Genomic DNA, 19,675 nt, shown 5'->3' on the forward strand with positions numbered 1-19,675 from the left:
CACGACATCCCATCAGCCGTTCATCTCCCGACCACGGGCAAGGGCACGGTCTGACCCTAGGACTCACCGGTCCAAGGGGTGGAAGTGCTCACTCGCCCGCGGCTACCGGACATCGAGTCTGCCTCCCGGCCAACCCGACGCCTCCCATTAGGGGTTTCCTGGGGCGGTACGGAGTTGCGCACCGACCCTCGCTTGCTGTTGGCGTCCACCCGGGCAGCGGTGCCCTCGCTGATGCCGACCTCGATGTTTCCCGAGTGGTTCGCCAGCTCCGCCCGACCGCTGGTCAACCGGCCGATCCGAATGACGCCGTCGCCCGTTTTGGCGGTGACGCTGCCGTCGGCGCGGTCGATGTCGAAACCGCCGCTGCCACTGCTGAGGTCGAGGTCGGCCGAGGCGTGGCCGATCCAGATCTGCCCGCCGGAGCTCGAGAGCTTGACGGTGTCCTGGACCTCGCTGATCCGCAGTGCGAACGTGCTGCCGTCGATGGTGGCGCGCTCGGCGATGTGGCCGATCGTGACCTCACCGGCCGCGATGTTCGCCTGCAGCGCGTTGATGCGATCGAGCTGGACGCGACCGGATGCCATGTGCAGCTCGCACTCTCCCAATGGGCCGTCGGCGTGCACATCCGAGTGCGCCAGGTACGAAACCAGGCTGGAGCCGGCGGGCAGGTCGATCGTGATGGCGACCGAACCGTCCTTGTTCCCGGAGGCGGTCGTCTTGACCGACAGCTGACCGCCGGTGAAGTCGACCTTGGTTTTTTCGGCCACCCTGACGTCCGACTGGCTCGCCTTGTCGATGGGTTCGACCAGCACCACGGTGTCGGTCCGGTCGCTCGCGGTGACCCGCACCTGAGCACCGGCGACAACAACGGTGGCGACGATGGGTCCTGGCGTGGCGAATGTGGGCATGACGCCTCTCCTGTTGTCTCATACGTGATGTGTTGGTGGGCGGCTCCGCCGCCCCAGCCGGGTGAAGCATCGGTCCGCACGCCCACGGCGCGCGCTCGTCGGACGCGAGCGCGCGCCGGGCCAGTTCGTCGCCGGCGGCTTCGGGGTCAGCCCGATCACGGTCCTCGGAAGGCCCTCGCCCGGAAGGTCACGCGCGCTTCGTGAAGGTGGAACGCGCCCACAGGTAGCCGACGAGAGCGATGCCGACGCACCAGGCGACGGCGGTGATCGCGTCGCTGGAGGACGGCGCGCCGTTGAGCAACCCGCGCATGGTCTCGATGATCGGCGTGAAGGGCTGGTACTCCGCGAACTGCCGGAGGCCCGGCCCCATCTTCTCCGCCGGTACGATCGCGCTGCTGAAGAACGGCAGCATGACCAGCGGCACGGAGGCCAGACCCGCCGTCTCCGGAGACTTCGCCGCCAGTCCCAGGGCGACCGTGAGCCAGCCGGCCGCGAAACCGAGCAGCACGACGACGCCGACCACGCCGAGCCAGTCGAGGGCACTCGCCGCCGGGCTGAATCCCAGCAGGAAGGCCACCCCGACGAGCGCCCCGATGGCGAGCAGATTGGTCAGCAGACTGGCGACGACGTGACCGGTCAACACCGCACCACGGGAGACGTCCATGACCTTGAACCGGTTGATGATGCCCTTCGTCATGTCGGAGTTCACCGACGTGGCGGTGGCCCCCAGCCCGTAACAGACGGCCAACAGCATCAGTCCCGGCGTCGCGTAGTCGATGTAGTCGACACCGACGTTGAAGGCGTCGCCGAACATGTACACGAACATCAACATGATCACGATCGGCATCAGGACCGCGTTGAACACCGAGGTCGGATTCCGGGCGATGTGCTTGAAGTTGCGACGCAACATGACCATCGCATGGGACTTGGTGCTCATTTCGCGACCACCTCCGTGGTGTGGGTGCGGCCCGTCAGGGCGAGGAAGACGTCATCGAGGTCCGGGGTGTGGACGGAGAGCTCTTCGGCACGGATCGAGTATTCGTCGAGCCGGTCCAGCAGGGCCCGCAGCGATCTCGTGCCACCATCGCCGGGAACCCGCAGGGCCAGTGCCTCGTCGTCCCGCGTCGCATCGGTGAGGACCCGCGCGGCCGCGTCGAGTTCGACGACGTCGGTGAACCGAAGCCGGACATGACTGCCGGGGACCTGGCGTTTGAGCTCGTCGGGAGTGCCCTGGGCGACCAGGCGGCCCTGGTGGAGTACCGCGATCCGGTCGGCGAGCTGGTCGGCTTCCTCGAGGTACTGGGTGGTGAGGAAGATGGTCACGCCGTCGGCCACCAGCTCGCGGACGATCTCCCACATCGTGCGCCGGCTGCGCGGATCCAGTCCGGTCGTCGGCTCGTCCAGGAAAATGATCCGTGGCTTGCCGACCAGCGTCATCGCCAGATCCAGCTTCCGGCGCATGCCCCCGGAATAGGTCGACACCGACTTCTGCGCCGACTCCACCAGAGCGAAGCGCTCCAGCAACTCGGTGACGACCCGTCGGCCCGCGCCGGAGCCCATCCGCTTCAGATCCGCCATCAACCGCAGGTTCTCCTGGCCCGTCAGCAGCTCATCCACCGCCGCGAACTGACCGGTGACCCCGACCACCGCGCGCACCGCCCTGGTCTCGGTCGCGATGTCATGCCCGGCAACCCGTGCCGTCCCACCGTCGGCCTTCATCAACGTGGTCAGCACGTTCACCGTCGTCGTCTTGCCCGCTCCGTTCGGACCGAGCAGGGAGAAAACTGTGCCGGCACGAACATCCAGATCGATGCCGTCGAGCACGGTCTTGTCCCCGAATGCCTTTCGTAGCCCGGAAACCTCAATCGCTGAACTTGTCATGCGCCTACCATCGGCGGCCGACCTGTCACCGGCCTGACACGCCCCTGACACGACCACTGGCACGGTGTTCGTCCTCGTCACGCCAGGCCAGGACGCTGCGCAGTTTGCCGGCGTTAGAAGGGAGAAGCGTATGGGCGGCCGTTCACGTGGTCGTAGATGTCGCGCAGCCACGGCTGGCGGACCTCGGGCAGCCGCGCCAACGTGAAGAGGAACACGGCCCAGTCGGGTCGGAATCGCCCCGGCGTCAGCGGCGGCGGGTCGTCCCGACGGGCGTCCTCGGGCATCGCGCCAGCTCCGGGGACGGGCCTGCGGTCGTGGTGGAAGGCCAGGTACGACCAGATGTCCCAGGACAGAGGGACCACGTCCGCTGCCTGGGACAGCGCCCAGCGCTCGCCGGTCTGCGGATGTTGCGGGACGAGGGCGATGTCTGTGGTGACGGCAGGCAGGCCCGGTCCGGCCAGGGCCAGGGTCCTGGCCGGCGGTCGCGGCGGGAGCAGAGCGTCGAGGGCAGGGCGGAAGGTGTCGGCGACAAGACCGTCGGGGACGGTTACCCGGGTGCCGGCCGACACGGCCAGCAGGTGGGCCAGCGCTGCTGCGACGGCGGCCTCCCAGACCGGATTCCACTGCCCGGGCGGTTCGACCGGCGGTATACCGGGCCGGTGCTCTCGCAGATCCTCCCAGCCGACGGCCTGACGCGGGGAGGCATCCGCGGTGACCCGGTGGACCGCCCCCGGGTCCAGCCACACCGCCTGCCAGAGCGAGCAGTCGTCGATGCGGGTCGCCACCGGTCGTCCGCACTGGGCACACGCCAGATTGGGGCCGTCCCGGCCGTCCAAGCCGCGGCAGTAGCCGTCGCACCGCTCCGACATGAAGACGGTCCCGCGGACGTCGCCCGGTGCGACCACGACAGCTCCCCGCGGCCCCCAGGACAGCGCACACACCGGCGCGTACACGCCACGGGCTTCCGCCTCAGCCGCGCCGACCTCGGCCCAGGGCCGCCACGGCGGTCCGAAAGGATCGGGATCCACCGCGTACGTCCCCGGTTCCATCAGCACGCCGAGCAACGCGTGGCCGTAATTCTGGCCGGCGTGGACCGGAAGCGCTACCCGCGACACTGGCACGGTCAGCAAGGCACCGCAGCCCGCACACGCGAACACGGTCATTCGACCTCCCCGGCCCTCGAACAAGACATCCCGCCGCGCCACGTCCTGCCGGCTGGCGGCGGGGCCGAGATCACCTCGGCCCGGCCGCCGTCAACCGGATGCGTCCGACAGGGTAGGGGCGCGGTCAGGCGCCGACGTAGGCGGCGAGGTGCTCGCCGGTAAGGGTGGAGCGGGCGGCGACGAGGTCGGCGGGGGTGCCCTCGAAGACGATCCGGCCGCCGTCGTGGCCGGCGCCGGGGCCGAGGTCGATGATCCAGTCGGCGTGCGCCATGACGGCCTGGTGGTGCTCGATGACGATGACCGACTTACCGGAGTCGACGAGCCGGTCGAGCAGGCCGAGCAGGTGCTCGACGTCGGCGAGGTGCAGGCCGCTGGTCGGCTCGTCCAGGACGTAGACGCCGCCCTTCTCGGCCATGCGGGTGGCCAGCTTGAGCCGCTGCCGCTCGCCGCCGGAGAGCGTGGTGAGCGGCTGGCCGAGGCTGAGGTAGCCGAGCCCGACGTCGGCGAGCCGCTGCAGGATCGCGTGCGCCGCGGGGATCCGCGCCTCCCCGGCGCCGAAGAACTCCTCCGCCTCGGTTACCGACATCGCGAGCACCTCGCTGATGTCGCGGCCACCGAGGTGGTATTCCAGCACCGACGCCTGGAACCGCTTCCCCTCGCACTGCTCGCACACGGTGGCGACCCCGGCCATCATCGCCAGGTCGGTGTAGATGACGCCGGCGCCGTTGCAGGTGGGGCAGGCGCCCTCGGAGTTGGGGCTGAACAGCGCCGGCTTCACGCCGTTGGCCTTCGCGAACGCCTTGCGGATCGGCTCGAGCAGCCCGGTGTACGTCGCCGGGTTGCTCCGGCGGGACCCGCGGATCGCGGTCTGGTCGACCGCCACCACACCGTCCCGCCCGGACACCGCGCCGTGGATCAGGGAGCTCTTGCCGGAGCCGGCCACGCCGGTCACCACGGTGAGCACCCCGAGCGGGATGTCGACGTCGACGTTCTGGAGGTTGTGGGTCGCGGCGCCGCGGATCTCCAGGGTGCCGGTGGGCGTGCGCACCTTCTCCTTGAGAGCGGCCCGGTCGTCGAAATGGCGGCCGGTGATGGTGTCGCTGGCCCGCAACCCCTCGACGGTGCCCTCGAAGCAGACGGTGCCGCCCGCCGTACCGGCGCCGGGGCCGAGGTCGACGACGTGGTCGGCGATCGCGATGGTCTCCGGCTTGTGCTCCACGACCAGCACCGTGTTGCCCTTGTCCCGCAGCCGCAGCAGCAGGTCGTTCATCTTCTGGATGTCGTGCGGGTGCAGCCCGACGGTGGGCTCGTCGAAGACGTAGGTGACGTCGGTGAGTGAGGAGCCGAGGTGGCGGATCATCTTGGTGCGCTGCGCCTCGCCGCCCGACAGTGTGCCCGAGGGCCGGTCGAGCGAGAGGTAGCCCAGCCCGATCTCCACGAACGAGTCGAGGAGGTGTCGCAGCCCGGCGAGCAGCGGGGCCACCGACGGCTCGTCGAGCCCCCGGACCCAGTCGGCCAGGTCGCTGATCTGCATCGCGCAGACGTCGGCGATGTTCTTCCCCTTGATCTTCGACGACCGGGCCTCTTTGCTCAGCCGGGTGCCGTCGCACTCGGGGCAGGTCGTGAACGTCACCGCCCGCTCCACGAAGGCGCGGATGTGCGGCTGCAGCGCGTCGACGTCCTTGGACAGGAACGACTTCTGGATCTTCGGGATCAGCCCCTCGTACGTCAGGTTGATCCCTTCGATCTTGATCTTGGTCGGCTCCTTGTAGAGCAGGTCGTGCAGTTCCCGCTTGGTGTACTTGCGGATCGGCTTGTCGGGGTCGAAGAAGCCGCAGCCGCGGAAGATGCGGCCGAACCAGCCGTCCATGCTGTAGCCGGGGATGGTGAGCGCGCCCTCGTTGAGCGACAGGCTGTCGTCGTACAGCGCGGACAGGTCGAAGTCGGTGACCGACCCCATGCCCTCGCAGCGCGGGCACATGCCGCCGGTGATGGCGAAGCTGCGCCGCTCCTTCACGGTCTTGCCGCCGCGCTCGACGGTGACCGCCCCCGCCCCGCTGATCGAGGCGACGTTGAAGGAGAACGCCTGGGGCGATCCGATGTGCGGCTGGCCGAGCCGGCTGAAGACGATCCGCAGCATCGCGTTGGCGTCGGTGGCGGTGCCGACCGTGGACCGGACGTTGGCGCCCATCCGCTCCTGGTCGACGATGATCGCGGTCGTCAGCCCGTCGAGGACGTCGACCTCGGGCCGCGCCAGCGTCGGCATGAAGCCCTGCAGGAAGGCGCTGTAGGTCTCGTTGATCATCCGCTGCGACTCCGCGGCGATCGTGCCGAACACCAGCGAGCTCTTGCCCGAGCCGGAGACGCCGGTGAACACCGTCAGCCGGCGCTTCGGGATCTCAATGCTGACGTCCTTGAGGTTGTTCTCGCGCGCGCCCTGCACGCGGATCAGATCGTGGCTGTCGGCAACGTGCGGCGCGGGCGACCGCGGGTCCGTCCTCGTGGCCATGCTCATCGTGTCTCCATCTGTGTGGCGGGGCCGCTTCGCGGGCTCCGTCGGCGTCACGCTCGGCGCAGGAACCACGGTATCCAGGCTGCTCCGGCCCTGCCGCCCCGGCGGCCGCGGCCACCCGGCGCGTCCCGCCGAGGCGTCAGACCAGCCGGCGGTCGTCGCGTATCAGCTCGTGGTCGGGCACCGTCACCGCGCGTCGGAAGCCGGACGGCTCGATGCAGCTCGTTGATCCGGGTGAGGGTGCCCGTGGGGTCGCGGAAGGCCAGGGTGGCGTCCGCGTCGGTGTGCGGGATGAAGGCGTGGTGAATCCTGACGCTCATGGCGGTCACGCTAGTTGCGGCTACGTGACCCGTGCTTCTCGATTCCTGATCGGTCTGGTCACCTGTTTCGAGATGCACGGTGGCATCTCCGCCGTCGCGGGAGCCTGCTCGGCCCGATAGGTGCTCGGCGGCACACCGACCAGCTCGGTGAAGCGGGTGCTGAAGGTGCCCAGCGACGAGCAGCCGACCGCGAAGCAGACCTCGGTGACGCTCAGGTCGCCGCGGCGCAGCAGCGCCATGGCGCGCTCGATGCGCCGCGTCATCAGATAGGAGTACGGCGACTCGCCGTAGGCCTGCCGGAACTGGCGGCTGAGGTGCCCGGCCGACATGTTCGCGCCACGGGCGAGCGCCTCGACGTCCAGCGGCTGCGCGTACTCGCGGTCGATCCGGTCGCGGACCCGGCGCAGCCGCGCGAGGTCACTCAGGCGCTGCGCCTCGGGGGATCTGCCGGTCACCTACCAGATCGTGCCACGCCGGACGGTGGCCGGTGCACGGCCGACCGCCTGACCCGGAGGTGCGTCCGGGTTTCGGGCTGATTCGGGGTTCGTGGGGCGATTGGTGGGCATAGCGTCAGGCGTGGCGGCCTTCCGGCCGCCGGGCCGTCCCCGTGGGCGGTCACGGCCGAGCGACGGTGGTGCGGACGTGGACAGGACCGAACCGACGGTGCTGGACGAGTTGGAAGGCAAGGGCCGGGGCACCGGGCTGCCCCGGCTGCTGGGCGTGGTCAGTCTCGCCCTCGGCGCGGGCGGCCTGCTCGCCCCGCGCGCGGTGGCCCGGCTGACCGGGGTGGACGACTCCCCGCTGGCGGCGGGTGTCATTCCGGCGGTGGCCGCCCGGGAACTGGGGCACGGGGCAGGGCTGCTCACCGGACGCCGCCCCGGCGGCTGGGCCTGGACCCGGGTGGCCGGGGACGCGGCCGACCTGACCCTGCTCGGCCGGGCGCTGGCGGACCGGTGCGGCGAGCGGCGTCGGCGGGTCGCTGTGACCACCGCCGTCGTCGCCGGCATCGCCGTCGTCGACCTGCTCGCCGCCGTCCGCGCCGGTCGGGCCCGCCGGGCCCGGGAACGGCTGATCCTCATGGAGGTCGGCGTCACCGTCAACCGGCCGGCGTCGGAGGCGTACCGGTTCTGGCGGGACCTGGAGAACCTGCCCCGCTTCATGGCTCACCTGGAGTCCGTCCGCGCCGACGACCTGCGCCGCTCGCACTGGACCGCACGCGGCCCCGCCGGCCGGCTGGTCGGCTGGGACGCCGAGATCGTCGAGGACCGTCCGAACGAGCTGATCGCCTGGCGGTCGCTGCCCGGCGCCCAGGTGCCCAACGCCGGCCGGGTCCGCTTCGTGCCGGCCCCCGGCGACCGGGGCACCGAGGTCCGGGTGGAGCTGGGGTACGCCCCGCCCGCCGGGCGGCTCGGCCGTGCGGTGGCGAAGCTCTTCGGCGAGGAGCCGGAGCAGCAGATCCGCGACGACCTGCGCCGGTTCAAGCAGGTGCTGGAGACCGGTGAGGTGGTCCGCTCCGACGCCAGCCCGCAGGGGATCACCCTGCACCAGCAGCTCAAGCAACGTCCCGCCCAGCCGCTGCCCGCCCGCTGACCGCCACCGCGAAGGAAAGACGATGAGAGCCACCACCTGGACGGGCAAGGACAGCGTCAAGGTCGTCGACGTGCCCGACCCGCGCATCATGAACGCCCGGGACGCCATCGTGAAGATCAGCTCGACGGCGATCTGCGGCTCCGACCTGCACCTCTACCACGGGTACATCCCGGCCCAGCGCAAGGGCGACATCCTCGGCCACGAGTTCATGGGCGAGGTGGTCGAGGTCGGCCCGGAGGTGGACAACCTCGCCATCGGCGACCGGGTGGTGGTGCCGTTCCCGATCGCCTGCGGCAACTGTGCCTCCTGCCAGCAGGGCCGCTACTCGGTCTGCGAGAACTCCAACCCCAACGCCGGCATCGCCGAGAAGATCATGGGCCACTCGCCGGCCGGCATCTTCGGCTACAGCCACCTGCTCGGCGGGTACGCCGGCGGCCAGGCCGAGTACGCCCGGGTGCCGTTCGCCGACGTCGGCCCGATCAAGATCCCCGACGAGGTGCCCGACGACCAGGCGCTGATGCTCGCCGACGTCTTCCCCACCGCCTACATGGGGGCGGAGATGTGCGACATCACCCCCGGCGACGTGGTCGCGGTCTGGGGCGCCGGCCCGGTCGGCCTCCTCGCCGCCGCCAGCGCCCGGCTGCTCGGCGCGGAGCGGGTCATCGTCATCGACCGGTACCCGTACCGGCTGCGGCTCGCCGCCGAGCGGGCCGGCGCGGAGACGATCAACTACGAGCAGCTCGACGTGCTGGACGAGCTGAACCGGCTCACCGCCGGCCGGGGCCCGGACGCCTGCATCGACGCGGTCGGGCTGGAGGGGCACCACGGCAACGCCGCGATGTACGCCTACGACCGGGTGAAGCAGGCCGGCCGGCTGGAGACCGAGCGGCCCTTCGCGCTGCGCGAGGCGATCCTGGCCTGCCGCAGCGGGGGAGTGGTCTCGGTGATCGGGGCGTACGGCGGGTTCGTGGACAAGTTCCCGATGGGCGCGTTCATGAACCGCTCGCTGATCATGCGGACCGGGCAGTGCCACGTGCAGCGCTACACCCGGCCGCTGCTGGCGCGGATCGTGAAGGGCGAGATCGACCCGAGCTTCGTCGTCAGCCACCGGATGCCGCTCAAGGACGCGGCCAAGGGCTACAAGATCTTCCAGAAGAAGCAGGACGACTGCACCAAGGTGGTGCTCAAGGTCTGACGGGCCCGGGGCCTGGTGCGCCGCTCAGGGCAGTGGCCACTCGTGCACCGGGCGGTTGCTGTGCATCAGGTCCACGTAGTGGCGGACCACCTCGCGCAGCGCCGCCGGCCGGTCCAGGTGGTCGGCGGACTCCAGCCGGTGCAGGGTCTCCACCTGCCAGGTCGCCCCGTTGCGCCCGGTCAGGCAGCGCTGCTCGATGATGCTGAGCAGCCGGTCGCGCTCGGCCGGGTCCACCCCCCACCGGTCCAGCCCGTGGTACGCCAGCGGCAGCAGCCGCCGCAGCACCAGCTCGGTCACCGGCAGGTAGCCCAGGCCGGGCCAGTAGACCTGCGCGTCGATCCCGTGCCGGGCGCAGTTGGTGAAGTTCTCCTCCGCGGCGCTGAACGACATCTGCGACCACAGCGGACGGTCGGACTCCGCCAGGGCCCGGACCAGCCCGAAGTAGAACGCGCCGTTGGCGACGGTGTCCAGCACCGTCGGCCCGGCCGGCAGCACCCGGTTCTCCACCCGCAGGTGCGGGCGGCCCTTGAGCACGTCGTAGACCGGCCGGTTCCACCGGTAGACGGTCCCGTTGTGCAGCCGCAGCTCGGCCAGCTTCGGCACCCCGCCGGCGGCCAGCGCCTCGGCCGGGTCCTCCGGGTCGCAGACCGGCAGCAGCGCGGGGAAGTAGCGGACGTTCTCCTCGAACAGGTCGAACACGCTGGTGATCCAGCGTTCGCCGAACCAGACGCGGGGGCGTACCCCCTGGGCCTTGATCTCCTCCGCGCGGGTGTCGGTGGCCTGCTGGAACAGCGGGATGCGGGTCTCCCGCCACAGCTCCCGGCCGAAGAACAGCGGCGAGTTCGCGCCGAGCGCCACCTGGATGCCGGCGACCGCCTGGGCGGCGTTCCAGTGGTCGGCGAACTGCGCCGGGCTGACCTGGAGGTGGAACTGGGTGCTGGTGCAGGCCGCCTCCGGGGTGATGGTGTCCGCAGTGGTGGCCAACCGCTCCACCCCGTTGATCGAGATTCGCAGGTCCTCGCCCCGGGCGGCGAAGATCTGCTCGTTGAGCAGCTCGTAGCGCGGGTTCTGCGACAGCGTGGCGGCGGTGAGGTGCTCCGGGCGCAGGGTGGGCAGGATGCCGATCATCACCATGTGCGCGCCGACCGTGCGGGCCTTCTGCTCCGCCGCGTTCAGGCTGGCCCGGACGTGCTCCTCGAACTCGGCCGTGCCGGTGCCGGCGAGCCGGCGGGGCGCCACGTTGATCTCGACGTTGAACTGCCCCAGCTCGGTCTGGAAGCAGGGGTCGGCGACGGCGGCGAGCACGTCGGCGTTGCGCATCGCCGGCATCGACTCCTCGTCGACCAGGTTCAGCTCGATCTCCAGCCCGGTCATCGGCCGCTCCACGTCGAACCGCGACTCGCGCAGCATCTCGGCGAAGACGTCCAGGCAGCGGCGTACCTTCTCGCGGTAGCGGGCCCGGTCCTCTCGGCTGAAGGTCCGCGCACCGACGTCTTCGCCCATTGGTCACCACCCTGTCACCGTTGGTTCCCCCAAACCTCGCACGTTCCGGCGCGGGCGGGGAAGACCCGAAGGACTCTTACCTACCCATTCGCGGCCTCCGTGATCCCCGTCCCTCCGCCGCCGTTCCGCCCCGGGTCGGGCGACCCGGCTGGTTAGCATGGCGCGATGCGTGAGAAGACGACCCGGCTGTTCGTGGCGGCGGCGATCGCCGAGGCGTGCTCCTGGCTGGCCCTGCTGGTCGGCATGGCCGTCAAGTACGGCCCGCCGGCCAACGAGATCGGCGTCAAGATCTTCGGGCCGATCCACGGCGGACTCTTCGTCGCCTACGGGCTGCTGGTGCTGGTGATGGCCCGCACCCACCGGTGGAGCCTGCCGGTCACCGCCGTCGCCCTGGTCAGCGCCGTGCCGCCGTTCGCCACGCTGTTCTTCGAGCGCTGGGCCCGGCGGCGGGGCATGCTCCGCACCGCCCCCGAGCCGGCCCGCCCGCTCACCCCGGTCGGCTAACCGCCCTCGGTCGCCAGGAACGCGCCCAGCACCGCGGCGAGCTGCTCCGGCGCCTCCTCGGCCAGGTGGTGCCCGGAGTCGGAGACATGGCGTCCCCGGTGCCCGGCGCGGCGGGCCGGGAAACTCCTCACCCGGTGACCACCGAGCAGGCCGCCACGCCGGCGAGCAGCAACGCGCCGAGCAGCGCCTGGAGCAGCAGCGGCGGCCCCAGGTGCGACCAGACGGTCGCGGTGCGCGGGGTGAGCAGCTGCCCGGTGGTGACGTTGACGATCCGCTCCACCCGGGGCGGCAGCTCCGGGTCGGGCTGCCGGCGCAGGGTCAGCTGCACGTGGTCGGCCGGGTGCAGCGCGCTCTGCGGCAGGTGGCCGTGCAGCTCCACCTCGTAGAGCAGGCCGGCGGCGTCGCGCACCCGCAGCGGGGTGACCAGGAACTCCGGACCCTTCTTCAGGTCCTTCCAGCCGCGCCGCGCGCCGCCGCCCCCGCCGCCGGTGGAGAGCAGGCTGCGCACCAGCAGCATCAGCAGCCCCACCACGCTCGCCGCGGTCAGCACCGCCACCAGCACCGGCTGGCCGACCCGCACCTCGCGGGGATATCCCTCCAGCAACCGGACGACCCGCCCGGTGAGGACCCGCTGCGTCGGATGCACGACGCGGAGCCGGAGATCGCTGTCCATGGCCACCACCGAGAGTCCGGATACGTGCACTGATGGTAGCGGTCGCCCCGGTCGAACGACGTGAATGAACCCCGGTCACGCGGTCGTGCCGGCGAGGTGACATCCCCGGCGGCGCGGGTAAGCGTGCGGCCGAGCTGGAAAGGGGTCTTGAGCATGCAGCTGTCCTTCCTGCGCCCGCTCTACGACCGTCCCGGGCCGTGGTGCTCGGTCTACCTGGACGCTTCCAGGGACACCCACGACGCCCACCCCCAGGTGGACCTCCGCTGGCGGGCCGTCAAGGGGCGCCTGCTGGAGCAGGGCGCCGACGCGGCGACCGTCGAGGCGGTCGGGCAGGTGGTGCGTGGACACGACCCGATGTCCGGGGACTACGGCGTGGCGATCTTCGCCACCGGCGGCCGGGTGGTGCTCACCGAGTACCTCAGCGCGCCACCGTTCAAGGACCTGGCCGTCTGGTCCGCACTGCCGCACACCATGCCGCTGGTCGCCCAGCGGGGCGAGCAGATCGCCTGGGTCCGGGTGCTGGCCGATCGGTCCGGCGCCGAGGCGATCGCGATCAGCGCCGGTGGGGTGCCCCGCCGGGCGCAGATCGCCGGCCGGGAGAGCTACCAGCTGCGCCGGGTCCAGCCGGGCGGCTGGTCGCAGTCGCGCTACCAGCGCGCCGCCATGGAGGCGTGGCACCACAACGCCGGCGACGCCGTCGCGGCCACCGTTCAGCTGGCCGAGCAGGTCGGCGCGGAGGTGGTCGTGGTGGCCGGGGACGTCCGGGCCACCGGCATGATCGCCGCGCAGCTGCCGGACCGCTGGCAGGACGCGATGGTGCGTACCGACGCGGGCGCGCGCGCCGGCGGCGCCGACCCGCAGCTGATGGACGACATCACCGTGCAGGCCATCGCCGAGGTCGCCGAGCAGCACGTCAACGCTGCCCTCGACCGCTTCGGCATGCAGGAGGACGTGGGTGCCGGGCTGGAGGCCGTGGTGGCCGCCCTGCAGCGCAACCAGGTCGACACCATGCTCATCGTCGACGACCCGTCGGCGACCGGTCAGCTCTGGATCGGTCCGGAGCCGACCGACATCGCCATCGAGCCGGGGCAGCTCGCCGCGGTGCGCGACCCGCAGCAGGTCCGCGCCGACGCGGCCCTGGTCCGCGCCCTGGTCGGCACCGACGCCGAGCTGGCCGTCCTCGGCCGGGACGAGGCACCCGACCTGACCGACGGGATCGGCGCGGTGCTGCGCTACGTCGACGCCGGCACCCCCGGGCGTGGCAATGGCTGACCGGACGGTCGCGGACCTGGTGGTGGACCGGTTGCGGGCCTGGCGGGTGCCCCGCGCCTTCGGCTACCCGGGCGAGGCCATCGCCCCGCTGGTCGAGGCGCTGGACGCCGCCGGGGGTGACCCGGAGTTCGTGCCGGCCCGCCACGAGGAGACCGCCTCGTTCATGGCCACCGGGCACGCCAAGTTCACCGGTGGGATCGGCGTCTGCCTGGCCACCCAGGGTCCCAGCGCCGTGCACCTGCTGAACGGCCTGTACGACGCCAAGCTGGACAGCAAGCCGGTGGTGGCGATCGTCGGGGAGGACGTCACCGGCCCGCTGGGCGGCGCGCACGAGGAGATCGGCCTGAGCCGGCTCTTCGGCGACGTGTGCAACCAGTTCGTCCGGTACGGACGCGCCCCGGGGCAGGTGGTGGTCCTGCTGGACCAGGCGTTCCGGACCGCCGCGGCCACCCGCAGCCCCACCTGTGTGGTGCTGCCCCGGGAGTTGCAGGAGACCGCCGTACCCGATCTCCAGCCGCAGGCGGCCGGGGTGCTGACCGCGACGCCGGGAGAGCCGCTGGCCCGGGTGCTGCCGCACGACGCGGACCTGGACGCCGCCGCGTCGCTGCTCACCATCGGGCAGCGGGTGGCAATCCTGGTCGGTCAGGGCGCCCGGGGCGCGGAGGACGAGGTCGTGGCCCTGGCCGACCGGCTCGGCGCCGGGGTGGCGGTTTCGCTGCTGGGCAAGCCGGTGCTGGACGAGCGGCTGCCCTTCCACACCGGGGTGCTCGGCGAGGCCGGCACCACGGCGGCCGCGCAGCTGATGGGCGGCGCCGACACGCTGCTCCTGGTCGGCACGAACGACCCGTGGACCGACTACTTCCCGATGGCCGGGCAGACCCGGACCGTCCAGATCGACATCGACGGGCGGCGGATCGGCACCCGCTACCCGGTGGACGTGCCGCTGGTCGGCGACGCCGCCGAGACACTGCGCGCGCTGCTAACCCGGGTGCACGACCAGCCGAACCGGCAGTGGCGCGCCACCGTCGAGGGCTCGGTGGACCGCTGGCGGCAGGAATCGATCGCCCGCGCCGAGGCGCCCGCCCAGCCGGTCAACCCGCAGCTGGTGCTGCACGAACTCTCCCACCGGCTGCCCCGGCGCGGCGCGGTCGCCGTCGACGTCGGTTCGGTCATCTACTGGTACGCCCGCCACCTGGAGCTGCCGCCCGGGGTGAACGCGCAGCTCTGCGGCACGCTCGGCTCGATGGGTTGCGCGCTGCCGTACGCGCTCGCCGCCAAGCTCGCCCACCCTGACCAGCCGGTGCTCGCGCTGCTCGGCGACGGCGCCATGCAGCTCAACGGCCTCGCCGAGCTGATCACCGTGACGCACCGCTGGCACGAGTGGGCGGATCCGCGGCTGGTGGTGCTGGTGCTCAACAACCGCGACCAGTCCGGCATGGGCGGCGGCCGGCAGGTCACCGACCCCACCCACCGCCGCCCGGACGTGCCGTACGCGGGCTGGGCCCGGCTGCTCGGGTTGCACGGGGTCCGGGTCGACCGGCCGGACCTGGTCGGGGCGGCCTGGGACGAGGCGCTCGCCGCGGACCGCCCGTGCGTGCTGGAGGCGGTGGTGGACCCGGAGGTGCCGCTGCGCCCGCCGGAACCGGCGCTGGCCGACCTGCGGGGGGTGTTCGCCGACGGCGACGCCGCCCGCCGGGTCCGCGAACGGTTGCTCGCCACCCGGATGACCGTGGAGGCGGAGGACCTCGTTTAGGGCAATCGGGGCAGGGCATCAGGAGACCCCCAGCCGTCACCGGGAGGTTCCATGTCCGACTCCGTCGACCGCCGCTACGGCCCCGCGCCGCTGCCGCAGCCTCGGGGCCCGATCTCCACCGCCGTCATCGAGGCGCTGCGCCGGCCGCCGCACGAGCTGCCGGCCGGGCTGGGCGCTGAGTTCGACCCGGCGGACCCCGTGGTCGACGAGGACCTCCAGCTCACCCTCTTCCTCTGCTACGAGCTGCACTACCGGGGCTGGCAGGGGGTGGACGAGGACTGGGAGTGGCAGCCGTCGGTGCTGGCGCTCCGGTCGGCCGCCGAGCGGCCCTTCGAGGCGGCCCTGCGCCGGCTGGTCGGCCCGCTGCCGGCGGTGCTGCCCGGCGGGGTGCCGCGCGCGCTGGCCGACCTGGTGGCCGCCGACGACGGCCCGTCGCTGGCCGCCGCGCTGCAGCGTCGGGCGACGCTGGCCCAGTTCCGCGAGTTCGCCACCCACCGGTCGATCTACCACCTGCGGGAGGCCGACCCGCACAGCTGGGCCCTGCCCCGGCTGGGCGGTCCGGCCAAGGCCGCGCTGGTGGAAATCCAGATGGACGAGTACGGCAACGGCCGGCTGGACCGGATGCACGCCGAGCTGTTCCGCCGCACCCTGGACCGGCTCGACCTGGACACCGGGTACGCGGCGTACCTGGACCGGGTGCCCGCCGTCACCCTCACCACCAACAACCTGATCTCGCTCTTCGGCCTGCACCGGCGGCTGCGCGGCGCGCTGCTCGGTCACCTCGCCGCCTTCGAGATGGCGTCCTCGCTGCCCAACCGCCGGTACGGCAACGGCCTGCGCCGCCTCGGGCTGGACGAGACGGCCACCCGCTTCTACGACGAGCACGTCGAGGCCGACGCGGTGCACGAGCAGATCGCAGCGCACGACCTGTGCGGCGGACTGGTCCGCACCGAGCCCGGCCTCGCTGCCGACGTGCTGTTCGGCGCGGCGGCCGCCCTGGCGGTGGACCGGCTCTTCGCCGGCCACCTGCTGGACAGCTGGGCGACCGGCGGCTCGTCGCTGCGGGCCCCCGCCGAGCCCTCCCGGGTGGCTGGGCCGCCTGCGCCCTCCCGGGTGGCCGTGGCCGCCTGAGCCGACCGCAACCACGCCGCGCCGGCTGCGCCGGTCAGCGGGCCCCTCCGGGCGGTGGGTCAGCCTTCCCGGTCGGTGCCCGCGCGGAAGTTGATCGCCTTGTGCGTGCCGTCGCAGAACGGCTTCAGCGCCGACTTGCCGCACCGGCACAGCGCCACCGTGCCCCGCCGGGCGTCGATGCTGCGCCCGTCCGGGGTGACCAGCGCGAAGTCGCCCCGGACCAGCAGCGGTCCGTCCTCGTAGGGGGTGATGGTGGCCGCCGCGTCGGCGGTGGGGTGCTCGGCGCTCATGGGACCGGATGTGCCCCTGCCGGCCCGGCCGAAACCCGCCGGGGCGGCCGGACGCCGGTGGGCGTCGACTCACCCGAGCGCCCCGGACCGGCGTACGGCCGGCCACCCGAGCATTGCCCCCAATGCCCGTTTAGACCCCATCCGGACGGGAAGCCGGGTCGCGTGGTGAGCGAACGAGGCAAGGTGGGGCCGGTGCCCAAGGTGCAGAAGGGGCTGACGGCAGACGGCGCCGGCATGGCCGGCGACCGGGTCGTCGCCGCGGGCAGCACGGCCCGGGTACTGGTGGCGGCCACCGCCCGGGCCCTGCGCGGGGTCGACTGCGGCGACCTCGGCCAGTCGACGCCGCTGTCCCGGTTCACCGCGGCGCCCGAACCGGTCCGCCGCGCCGCCGCCGCGCGGGCCGCCAGTCGGGTCGCGCTCACCCCGGACCAGACCGCCGAGGTCGACGCCGAGCGGGTCGCCCGGTGGATCGTCGACCAGTACCCCCGCCGCCGGTACCCCGGGGTGGTGCTCGGTTCCCCGCACGCCTCGGCGGTGCACCTGGCGGTCGCCCTGGGCGTACCGTGGCTGCCCGCCGCCTTCGAGATGACCGCGCACTGGACCCGCGGCGCGGTGGACCGGCCGCGCGCGGCCCTGGACCATGGCGCGGCGCTCGCCGCCCGGGTGCTGGCCGGCAACCCCGAGCTGCACCGGCGCCAGGTCCACTGCCCGGCCAGCCGGGGCGCGCTGGCCGGGTCCACGGTGTCGCTGGTGGCCCGCTGGCAGGCCCTGCCCCGGGCGTACGCCCGCTTCCTGGCCGACCGCCTGGAGCCCGCCGCGTCGCTGCTGGTGGTCCGCGACGCGCGCACCTGGCCGGTCAGCGACGAGGGGCAGGGGCACAGCTTCCAGCTCGGCTGCCCGGGCAGCGGCCTGGAGCCGGTGGACGTCCACCCCGACTCGCACGCGCTGCGCCAGGTGCTCCGGTCGGCCGGCGGCGACGGCGGGCACTGGGAGCCGCCGGAGGTCTCCGCCGCCGGCGAGCACGCCGAGCACGGGGTGGAGCCCGGCTTCGTCGACGGGGCGCGGCACTGGGGGCGGCGGCACGGCCACGGGCTGCACGAGGTGCACGTCCCGCAGCCCACGGCGCTGAGCGCGGCCGTCGCCGACCTGTACCGGCGCTGGCTGCGGCGGGCCGGCAAGACCGGCGACCGGCTGGTGGTCGAGTGCGGCCGGCTGCTCGACCCGTGGCAGGTGGTGCGGGCGGGGCTGGTGCCGTACTGGTGCGAGAACGCCACCCGGCGCAGCGTCGACGGGGTGGAGTTGTGGCTCGCCGGCAGCGAGCCGTTCAGCTCGGTGGACGTGCTGCCGGAGTCGCCGGGGATGCGCTCGCCCGCCCTCGCCGGGCTGCCCCAGTGGCTCGCCGTGGCCGCGTTCGGCCGCCGCCGCCGGGCGCTCGACCGCACCGCCGCCCGGGGCTACCCGGTCGCCTCGGTGCCCACCCGCCGGGCCACCGAGGTGCTCCGCAACCAACCGTACGACCTGCCGGTGCCGCCGCCGCTCGGGGTGGCCGAGGCGGTCGCCGCGCTGCGCGAGGACGGTGCTCCGATGGGGCTCGCCGTCTCCTGAATCCGGCGGGAAACCGGACGCCCGGCGGTTTCCCGCCGACCCGCCGGACCGAGCTGCCGAAACATCCTCGCGAACCCGGGGTCGCGTGATTGAGTACCTACGGAGCGGGAACACCGCTCGCTGCGACGGACCGAGCACGCCGCGTAGCGTGCTGTCGTCGCTCTCGCGCGTCCGGTGACACCGGCGCGGCACGTGACCCAACTTCCGGCCCGGTGCGTGGCCCGACCACGCGCACGACCGGCTCCCATCCGGGCGGGGGACCTTCCTGAGGGAGGCGCGGATGTTCGGACAGACCACCACAACCACACCACCGCCGACGGAACGCGGCCTGGAGGACCTGGACGCGGCCGCGCTGGCGTATGCGGCCCGGATCGCGGGTTTGCCACCCGAGCGTCGGCAGGAGGCCCGGGACGACCTCGTCCGGTTCGCCCTGCCCTTCGCCGGCCGGTTGGCCCGCCGCTACCGGGGGCGCGGCGAGCCGCTGGAGGACCTGGAGCAGGTGGCCCGCCTCGGCCTGGTCAACGCCGTCGACCGGTACGACCCCGAGCGGGGTTCGTTCACCGCGTACGCGGCGATCACCATCGTCGGCGAGATCAAGCGGCACTTCCGGGACCGCACCTGGGGGGTGCACGTGCCCCGCCGGCTGCGCGACCTGATCCTGGAGGTCGGGCAGGCCACCGCGGCGCTGACCAGCGAGCTGTCCCGGGCGCCGAGCGTGGCGGAGCTGGCCGCGCGGCTGGAGACGCCGGAGGAGGAGATCCTCGCCGCGCTGGAGTCGGCCGCCGGCTACAGCCCGGCCTCGCTGAACGCGCCGGTGGGCGGGGAGAGCTCGGCCGAGTTCGGCGACCTGGTTGGCGAGTCCGACAACGCGCTGGAGTCCGTCGACGACCGGGTGACGGTCAGCGGGTTGCTGCACCGGCTGCCCTGGCGGGAACGGCGCATCCTGGCCATGCGGTTCTACGGCAACCAGACCCAGGCGGAGATCGCCGCCCGGTTCGGCATCTCCCAGATGCACGTCTCCCGGCTGCTGTCCCGGGCGCTGACCTGGCTGCGCCAGGCGATGCTCGCCGACGCGCCGCCGCCCTGGCAGAACGGCGCCGCCGAGTGCGAGACCGGCCGGAACCGGATCGCGCTCAAGCGCACCGGCGACCGGGTGGTCGTCGAGGTCGGTGGCGAGATCGACCGGGACGGCGCCGACCAGCTGCGCCGGGTGATGCTGGAGGCGGTCACCGGCCAGCCCCGCGAGGTGGTGGTCGACCTGGACGGCGCCGGCGGGGTCGACGCCGGCGGGATCGCCGCCCTGATGGCCGGCCGCGACGCGGCGGCGCGTACCGGCGTCCCGCTGCGGCTGACCCGGGTCCAGCCTGCGGTACGC

At 72.8% G+C, this 19,675-nt stretch carries 18 protein-coding genes; 8 read left to right on the forward strand and 10 right to left on the reverse strand.

Features of this window, described 5'->3' with window-relative positions:
• Positions 1-56 precede the first annotated feature (56 nt).
• The 6 genes from KBX37_RS27690 to KBX37_RS27715 all read right to left on the reverse strand — a co-directional run bounded on the left by KBX37_RS27690 (position 57) and on the right by KBX37_RS27715 (position 7,239).
• Positions 57-908 carry a DUF4097 family beta strand repeat-containing protein gene (locus KBX37_RS27690; RefSeq protein ID WP_210778825.1) on the reverse strand — a complete coding sequence of 284 codons (852 nt, stop codon included), beginning with the start codon at positions 906-908 and terminating at the stop codon, positions 57-59.
• A gap of 187 nt (positions 909-1,095) precedes the next feature.
• Positions 1,096-1,845, reverse strand: coding sequence for an ABC transporter permease (locus KBX37_RS27695; protein WP_210778826.1), 750 nt, complete (start codon positions 1,843-1,845; stop codon positions 1,096-1,098).
• Complete coding sequence (locus KBX37_RS27700; protein ID WP_210778828.1) at positions 1,842-2,789, reverse strand: ATP-binding cassette domain-containing protein; 948 nt, start codon at positions 2,787-2,789, stop codon at positions 1,842-1,844. The genes KBX37_RS27695 and KBX37_RS27700 overlap by 4 nt, the downstream gene beginning before the upstream one ends.
• 113 nt (positions 2,790-2,902) lie before the next feature.
• Entirely contained in the window at positions 2,903-3,574 is a 672-nt protein-coding gene (locus tag KBX37_RS34895; RefSeq protein WP_247659106.1) for a hypothetical protein, read from the reverse strand.
• 502 nt (positions 3,575-4,076) lie between these two features.
• A complete protein-coding gene (locus tag KBX37_RS27710) occupies positions 4,077-6,467 on the reverse strand; it encodes an ATP-binding cassette domain-containing protein (RefSeq protein WP_374103916.1) in 2,391 nt (796 codons plus the stop codon).
• 337 nt (positions 6,468-6,804) lie between these two features.
• A complete protein-coding gene (locus tag KBX37_RS27715; RefSeq protein WP_210778830.1) occupies positions 6,805-7,239 on the reverse strand; it encodes a helix-turn-helix transcriptional regulator in 435 nt (144 codons plus the stop codon).
• Positions 7,240-7,426: 187 nt separating this feature from the next.
• On the opposite strand from KBX37_RS27715, the gene KBX37_RS27720 reads away from it, so the two are divergent.
• Entirely contained in the window at positions 7,427-8,374 is a 948-nt protein-coding gene (locus tag KBX37_RS27720; RefSeq protein WP_210778831.1) for an SRPBCC family protein, read from the forward strand.
• 22 nt (positions 8,375-8,396) lie between these two features.
• Positions 8,397-9,569, forward strand: a complete 1,173-nt coding sequence (locus KBX37_RS27725; protein WP_210778832.1) for a zinc-dependent alcohol dehydrogenase — start codon at positions 8,397-8,399, stop codon at positions 9,567-9,569.
• A 24-nt stretch (positions 9,570-9,593) separates the two neighbouring features.
• On the opposite strand, the gene KBX37_RS27730 is transcribed toward KBX37_RS27725, so the two are convergent.
• Complete coding sequence (locus KBX37_RS27730; RefSeq protein WP_210778834.1) at positions 9,594-11,072, reverse strand: glutamate--cysteine ligase; 1,479 nt, start codon at positions 11,070-11,072, stop codon at positions 9,594-9,596.
• Positions 11,073-11,237: 165 nt separating this feature from the next.
• Here KBX37_RS27730 and KBX37_RS27735 point away from each other — a divergent pair, with 165 nt between their 5' ends.
• Positions 11,238-11,576, forward strand: a complete 339-nt coding sequence (locus KBX37_RS27735) for a DUF3817 domain-containing protein (RefSeq protein ID WP_210778836.1) — start codon at positions 11,238-11,240, stop codon at positions 11,574-11,576.
• Here KBX37_RS27735 and KBX37_RS35305 read toward each other — a convergent pair.
• Both KBX37_RS35305 and KBX37_RS27740 read right to left on the reverse strand, forming a co-directional pair.
• A complete protein-coding gene (locus tag KBX37_RS35305) occupies positions 11,573-11,707 on the reverse strand; it encodes a hypothetical protein (RefSeq protein WP_256440375.1) in 135 nt (44 codons plus the stop codon). The two genes, KBX37_RS27735 and KBX37_RS35305, sit on opposite strands and share 4 nt — an antisense overlap.
• Positions 11,704-12,258: a hypothetical protein gene (locus KBX37_RS27740; RefSeq protein WP_210778844.1), complete on the reverse strand. Its 555-nt coding sequence runs from the start codon at positions 12,256-12,258 to the stop codon at positions 11,704-11,706. Before KBX37_RS27740 ends, KBX37_RS35305 begins: the two co-directional genes overlap by 4 nt.
• 144 nt (positions 12,259-12,402) lie before the next feature.
• On the opposite strand from KBX37_RS27740, the gene KBX37_RS27745 reads away from it, so the two are divergent.
• The 3 genes from KBX37_RS27745 to KBX37_RS27755 are packed head-to-tail and all read left to right on the forward strand — an operon-like array spanning position 12,403 to position 16,405.
• Positions 12,403-13,521, forward strand: coding sequence for a Vms1/Ankzf1 family peptidyl-tRNA hydrolase (locus tag KBX37_RS27745; protein WP_210778837.1), 1,119 nt, complete (start codon positions 12,403-12,405; stop codon positions 13,519-13,521).
• Positions 13,514-15,274 (forward strand): thiamine pyrophosphate-binding protein, encoded by a 1,761-nt coding sequence (locus KBX37_RS27750; protein ID WP_210778838.1) that lies wholly within the window; start codon positions 13,514-13,516, stop codon positions 15,272-15,274. Before KBX37_RS27745 ends, KBX37_RS27750 begins: the two co-directional genes overlap by 8 nt.
• Before the next feature lie 51 nt (positions 15,275-15,325).
• Positions 15,326-16,405: an iron-containing redox enzyme family protein gene (locus tag KBX37_RS27755; protein ID WP_210778840.1), complete on the forward strand. Its 1,080-nt coding sequence runs from the start codon at positions 15,326-15,328 to the stop codon at positions 16,403-16,405.
• Between the two features lie 59 nt (positions 16,406-16,464).
• Here the strand turns inward: KBX37_RS27755 and KBX37_RS27760 are convergent, their stop codons facing one another.
• Positions 16,465-16,695 carry a CDGSH iron-sulfur domain-containing protein gene (locus KBX37_RS27760; RefSeq protein WP_154937606.1) on the reverse strand — a complete coding sequence of 77 codons (231 nt, stop codon included), beginning with the start codon at positions 16,693-16,695 and terminating at the stop codon, positions 16,465-16,467.
• A 234-nt stretch (positions 16,696-16,929) separates the two neighbouring features.
• On the opposite strand from KBX37_RS27760, the gene KBX37_RS27765 reads away from it, so the two are divergent.
• The gene (locus tag KBX37_RS27765; protein WP_247659110.1) at positions 16,930-18,300 is read left to right on the forward strand and encodes a hypothetical protein; all 1,371 of its coding nucleotides are present in this window, start codon (positions 16,930-16,932) and stop codon (positions 18,298-18,300) included.
• A gap of 280 nt (positions 18,301-18,580) precedes the next feature.
• Positions 18,581-19,675: SigB/SigF/SigG family RNA polymerase sigma factor (locus tag KBX37_RS27770; protein ID WP_210778841.1), on the forward strand; the 1,095-nt coding region annotated here is incomplete at its 3' end.

It is taken from the genome of Micromonospora sp. U56, assembly GCF_018070095.1.
Lineage (GTDB): Bacteria > Actinomycetota > Actinomycetes > Mycobacteriales > Micromonosporaceae > Micromonospora > Micromonospora purpureochromogenes.

Bases quoted from the DNA above. Each gene is read 5' to 3' on its own strand.
- KBX37_RS27745 (WP_210778837.1), top strand. From the start codon at position 12,403: ATGCAGCTGTCCTTCCTGCGCCCGCTCTACGACCGTCCCGGGCCGTGG.
- KBX37_RS27700 (WP_210778828.1), bottom strand. From the start codon at position 2,789: ATGACAAGTTCAGCGATTGAGGTTTCCGGGCTACGAAAGGCATTCGGG.
- KBX37_RS27755 (WP_210778840.1), top strand. From the start codon at position 15,326: ATGTCCGACTCCGTCGACCGCCGCTACGGCCCCGCGCCGCTGCCGCAG.
- KBX37_RS27695 (WP_210778826.1), bottom strand. From the start codon at position 1,845: ATGAGCACCAAGTCCCATGCGATGGTCATGTTGCGTCGCAACTTCAAG.
- KBX37_RS27730 (WP_210778834.1), bottom strand. From the start codon at position 11,072: ATGGGCGAAGACGTCGGTGCGCGGACCTTCAGCCGAGAGGACCGGGCC.
- KBX37_RS27760 (WP_154937606.1), bottom strand. From the start codon at position 16,695: ATGAGCGCCGAGCACCCCACCGCCGACGCGGCGGCCACCATCACCCCC.
- KBX37_RS27725 (WP_210778832.1), top strand. From the start codon at position 8,397: ATGAGAGCCACCACCTGGACGGGCAAGGACAGCGTCAAGGTCGTCGAC.
- KBX37_RS27690 (WP_210778825.1), bottom strand. From the start codon at position 908: ATGCCCACATTCGCCACGCCAGGACCCATCGTCGCCACCGTTGTTGTC.
- KBX37_RS27735 (WP_210778836.1), top strand. From the start codon at position 11,238: ATGCGTGAGAAGACGACCCGGCTGTTCGTGGCGGCGGCGATCGCCGAG.
- KBX37_RS27765 (WP_247659110.1), top strand. From the start codon at position 16,930: ATGGCCGGCGACCGGGTCGTCGCCGCGGGCAGCACGGCCCGGGTACTG.
- KBX37_RS27710 (WP_374103916.1), bottom strand. From the start codon at position 6,467: ATGAGCATGGCCACGAGGACGGACCCGCGGTCGCCCGCGCCGCACGTT.
- KBX37_RS27750 (WP_210778838.1), top strand. From the start codon at position 13,514: ATGGCTGACCGGACGGTCGCGGACCTGGTGGTGGACCGGTTGCGGGCC.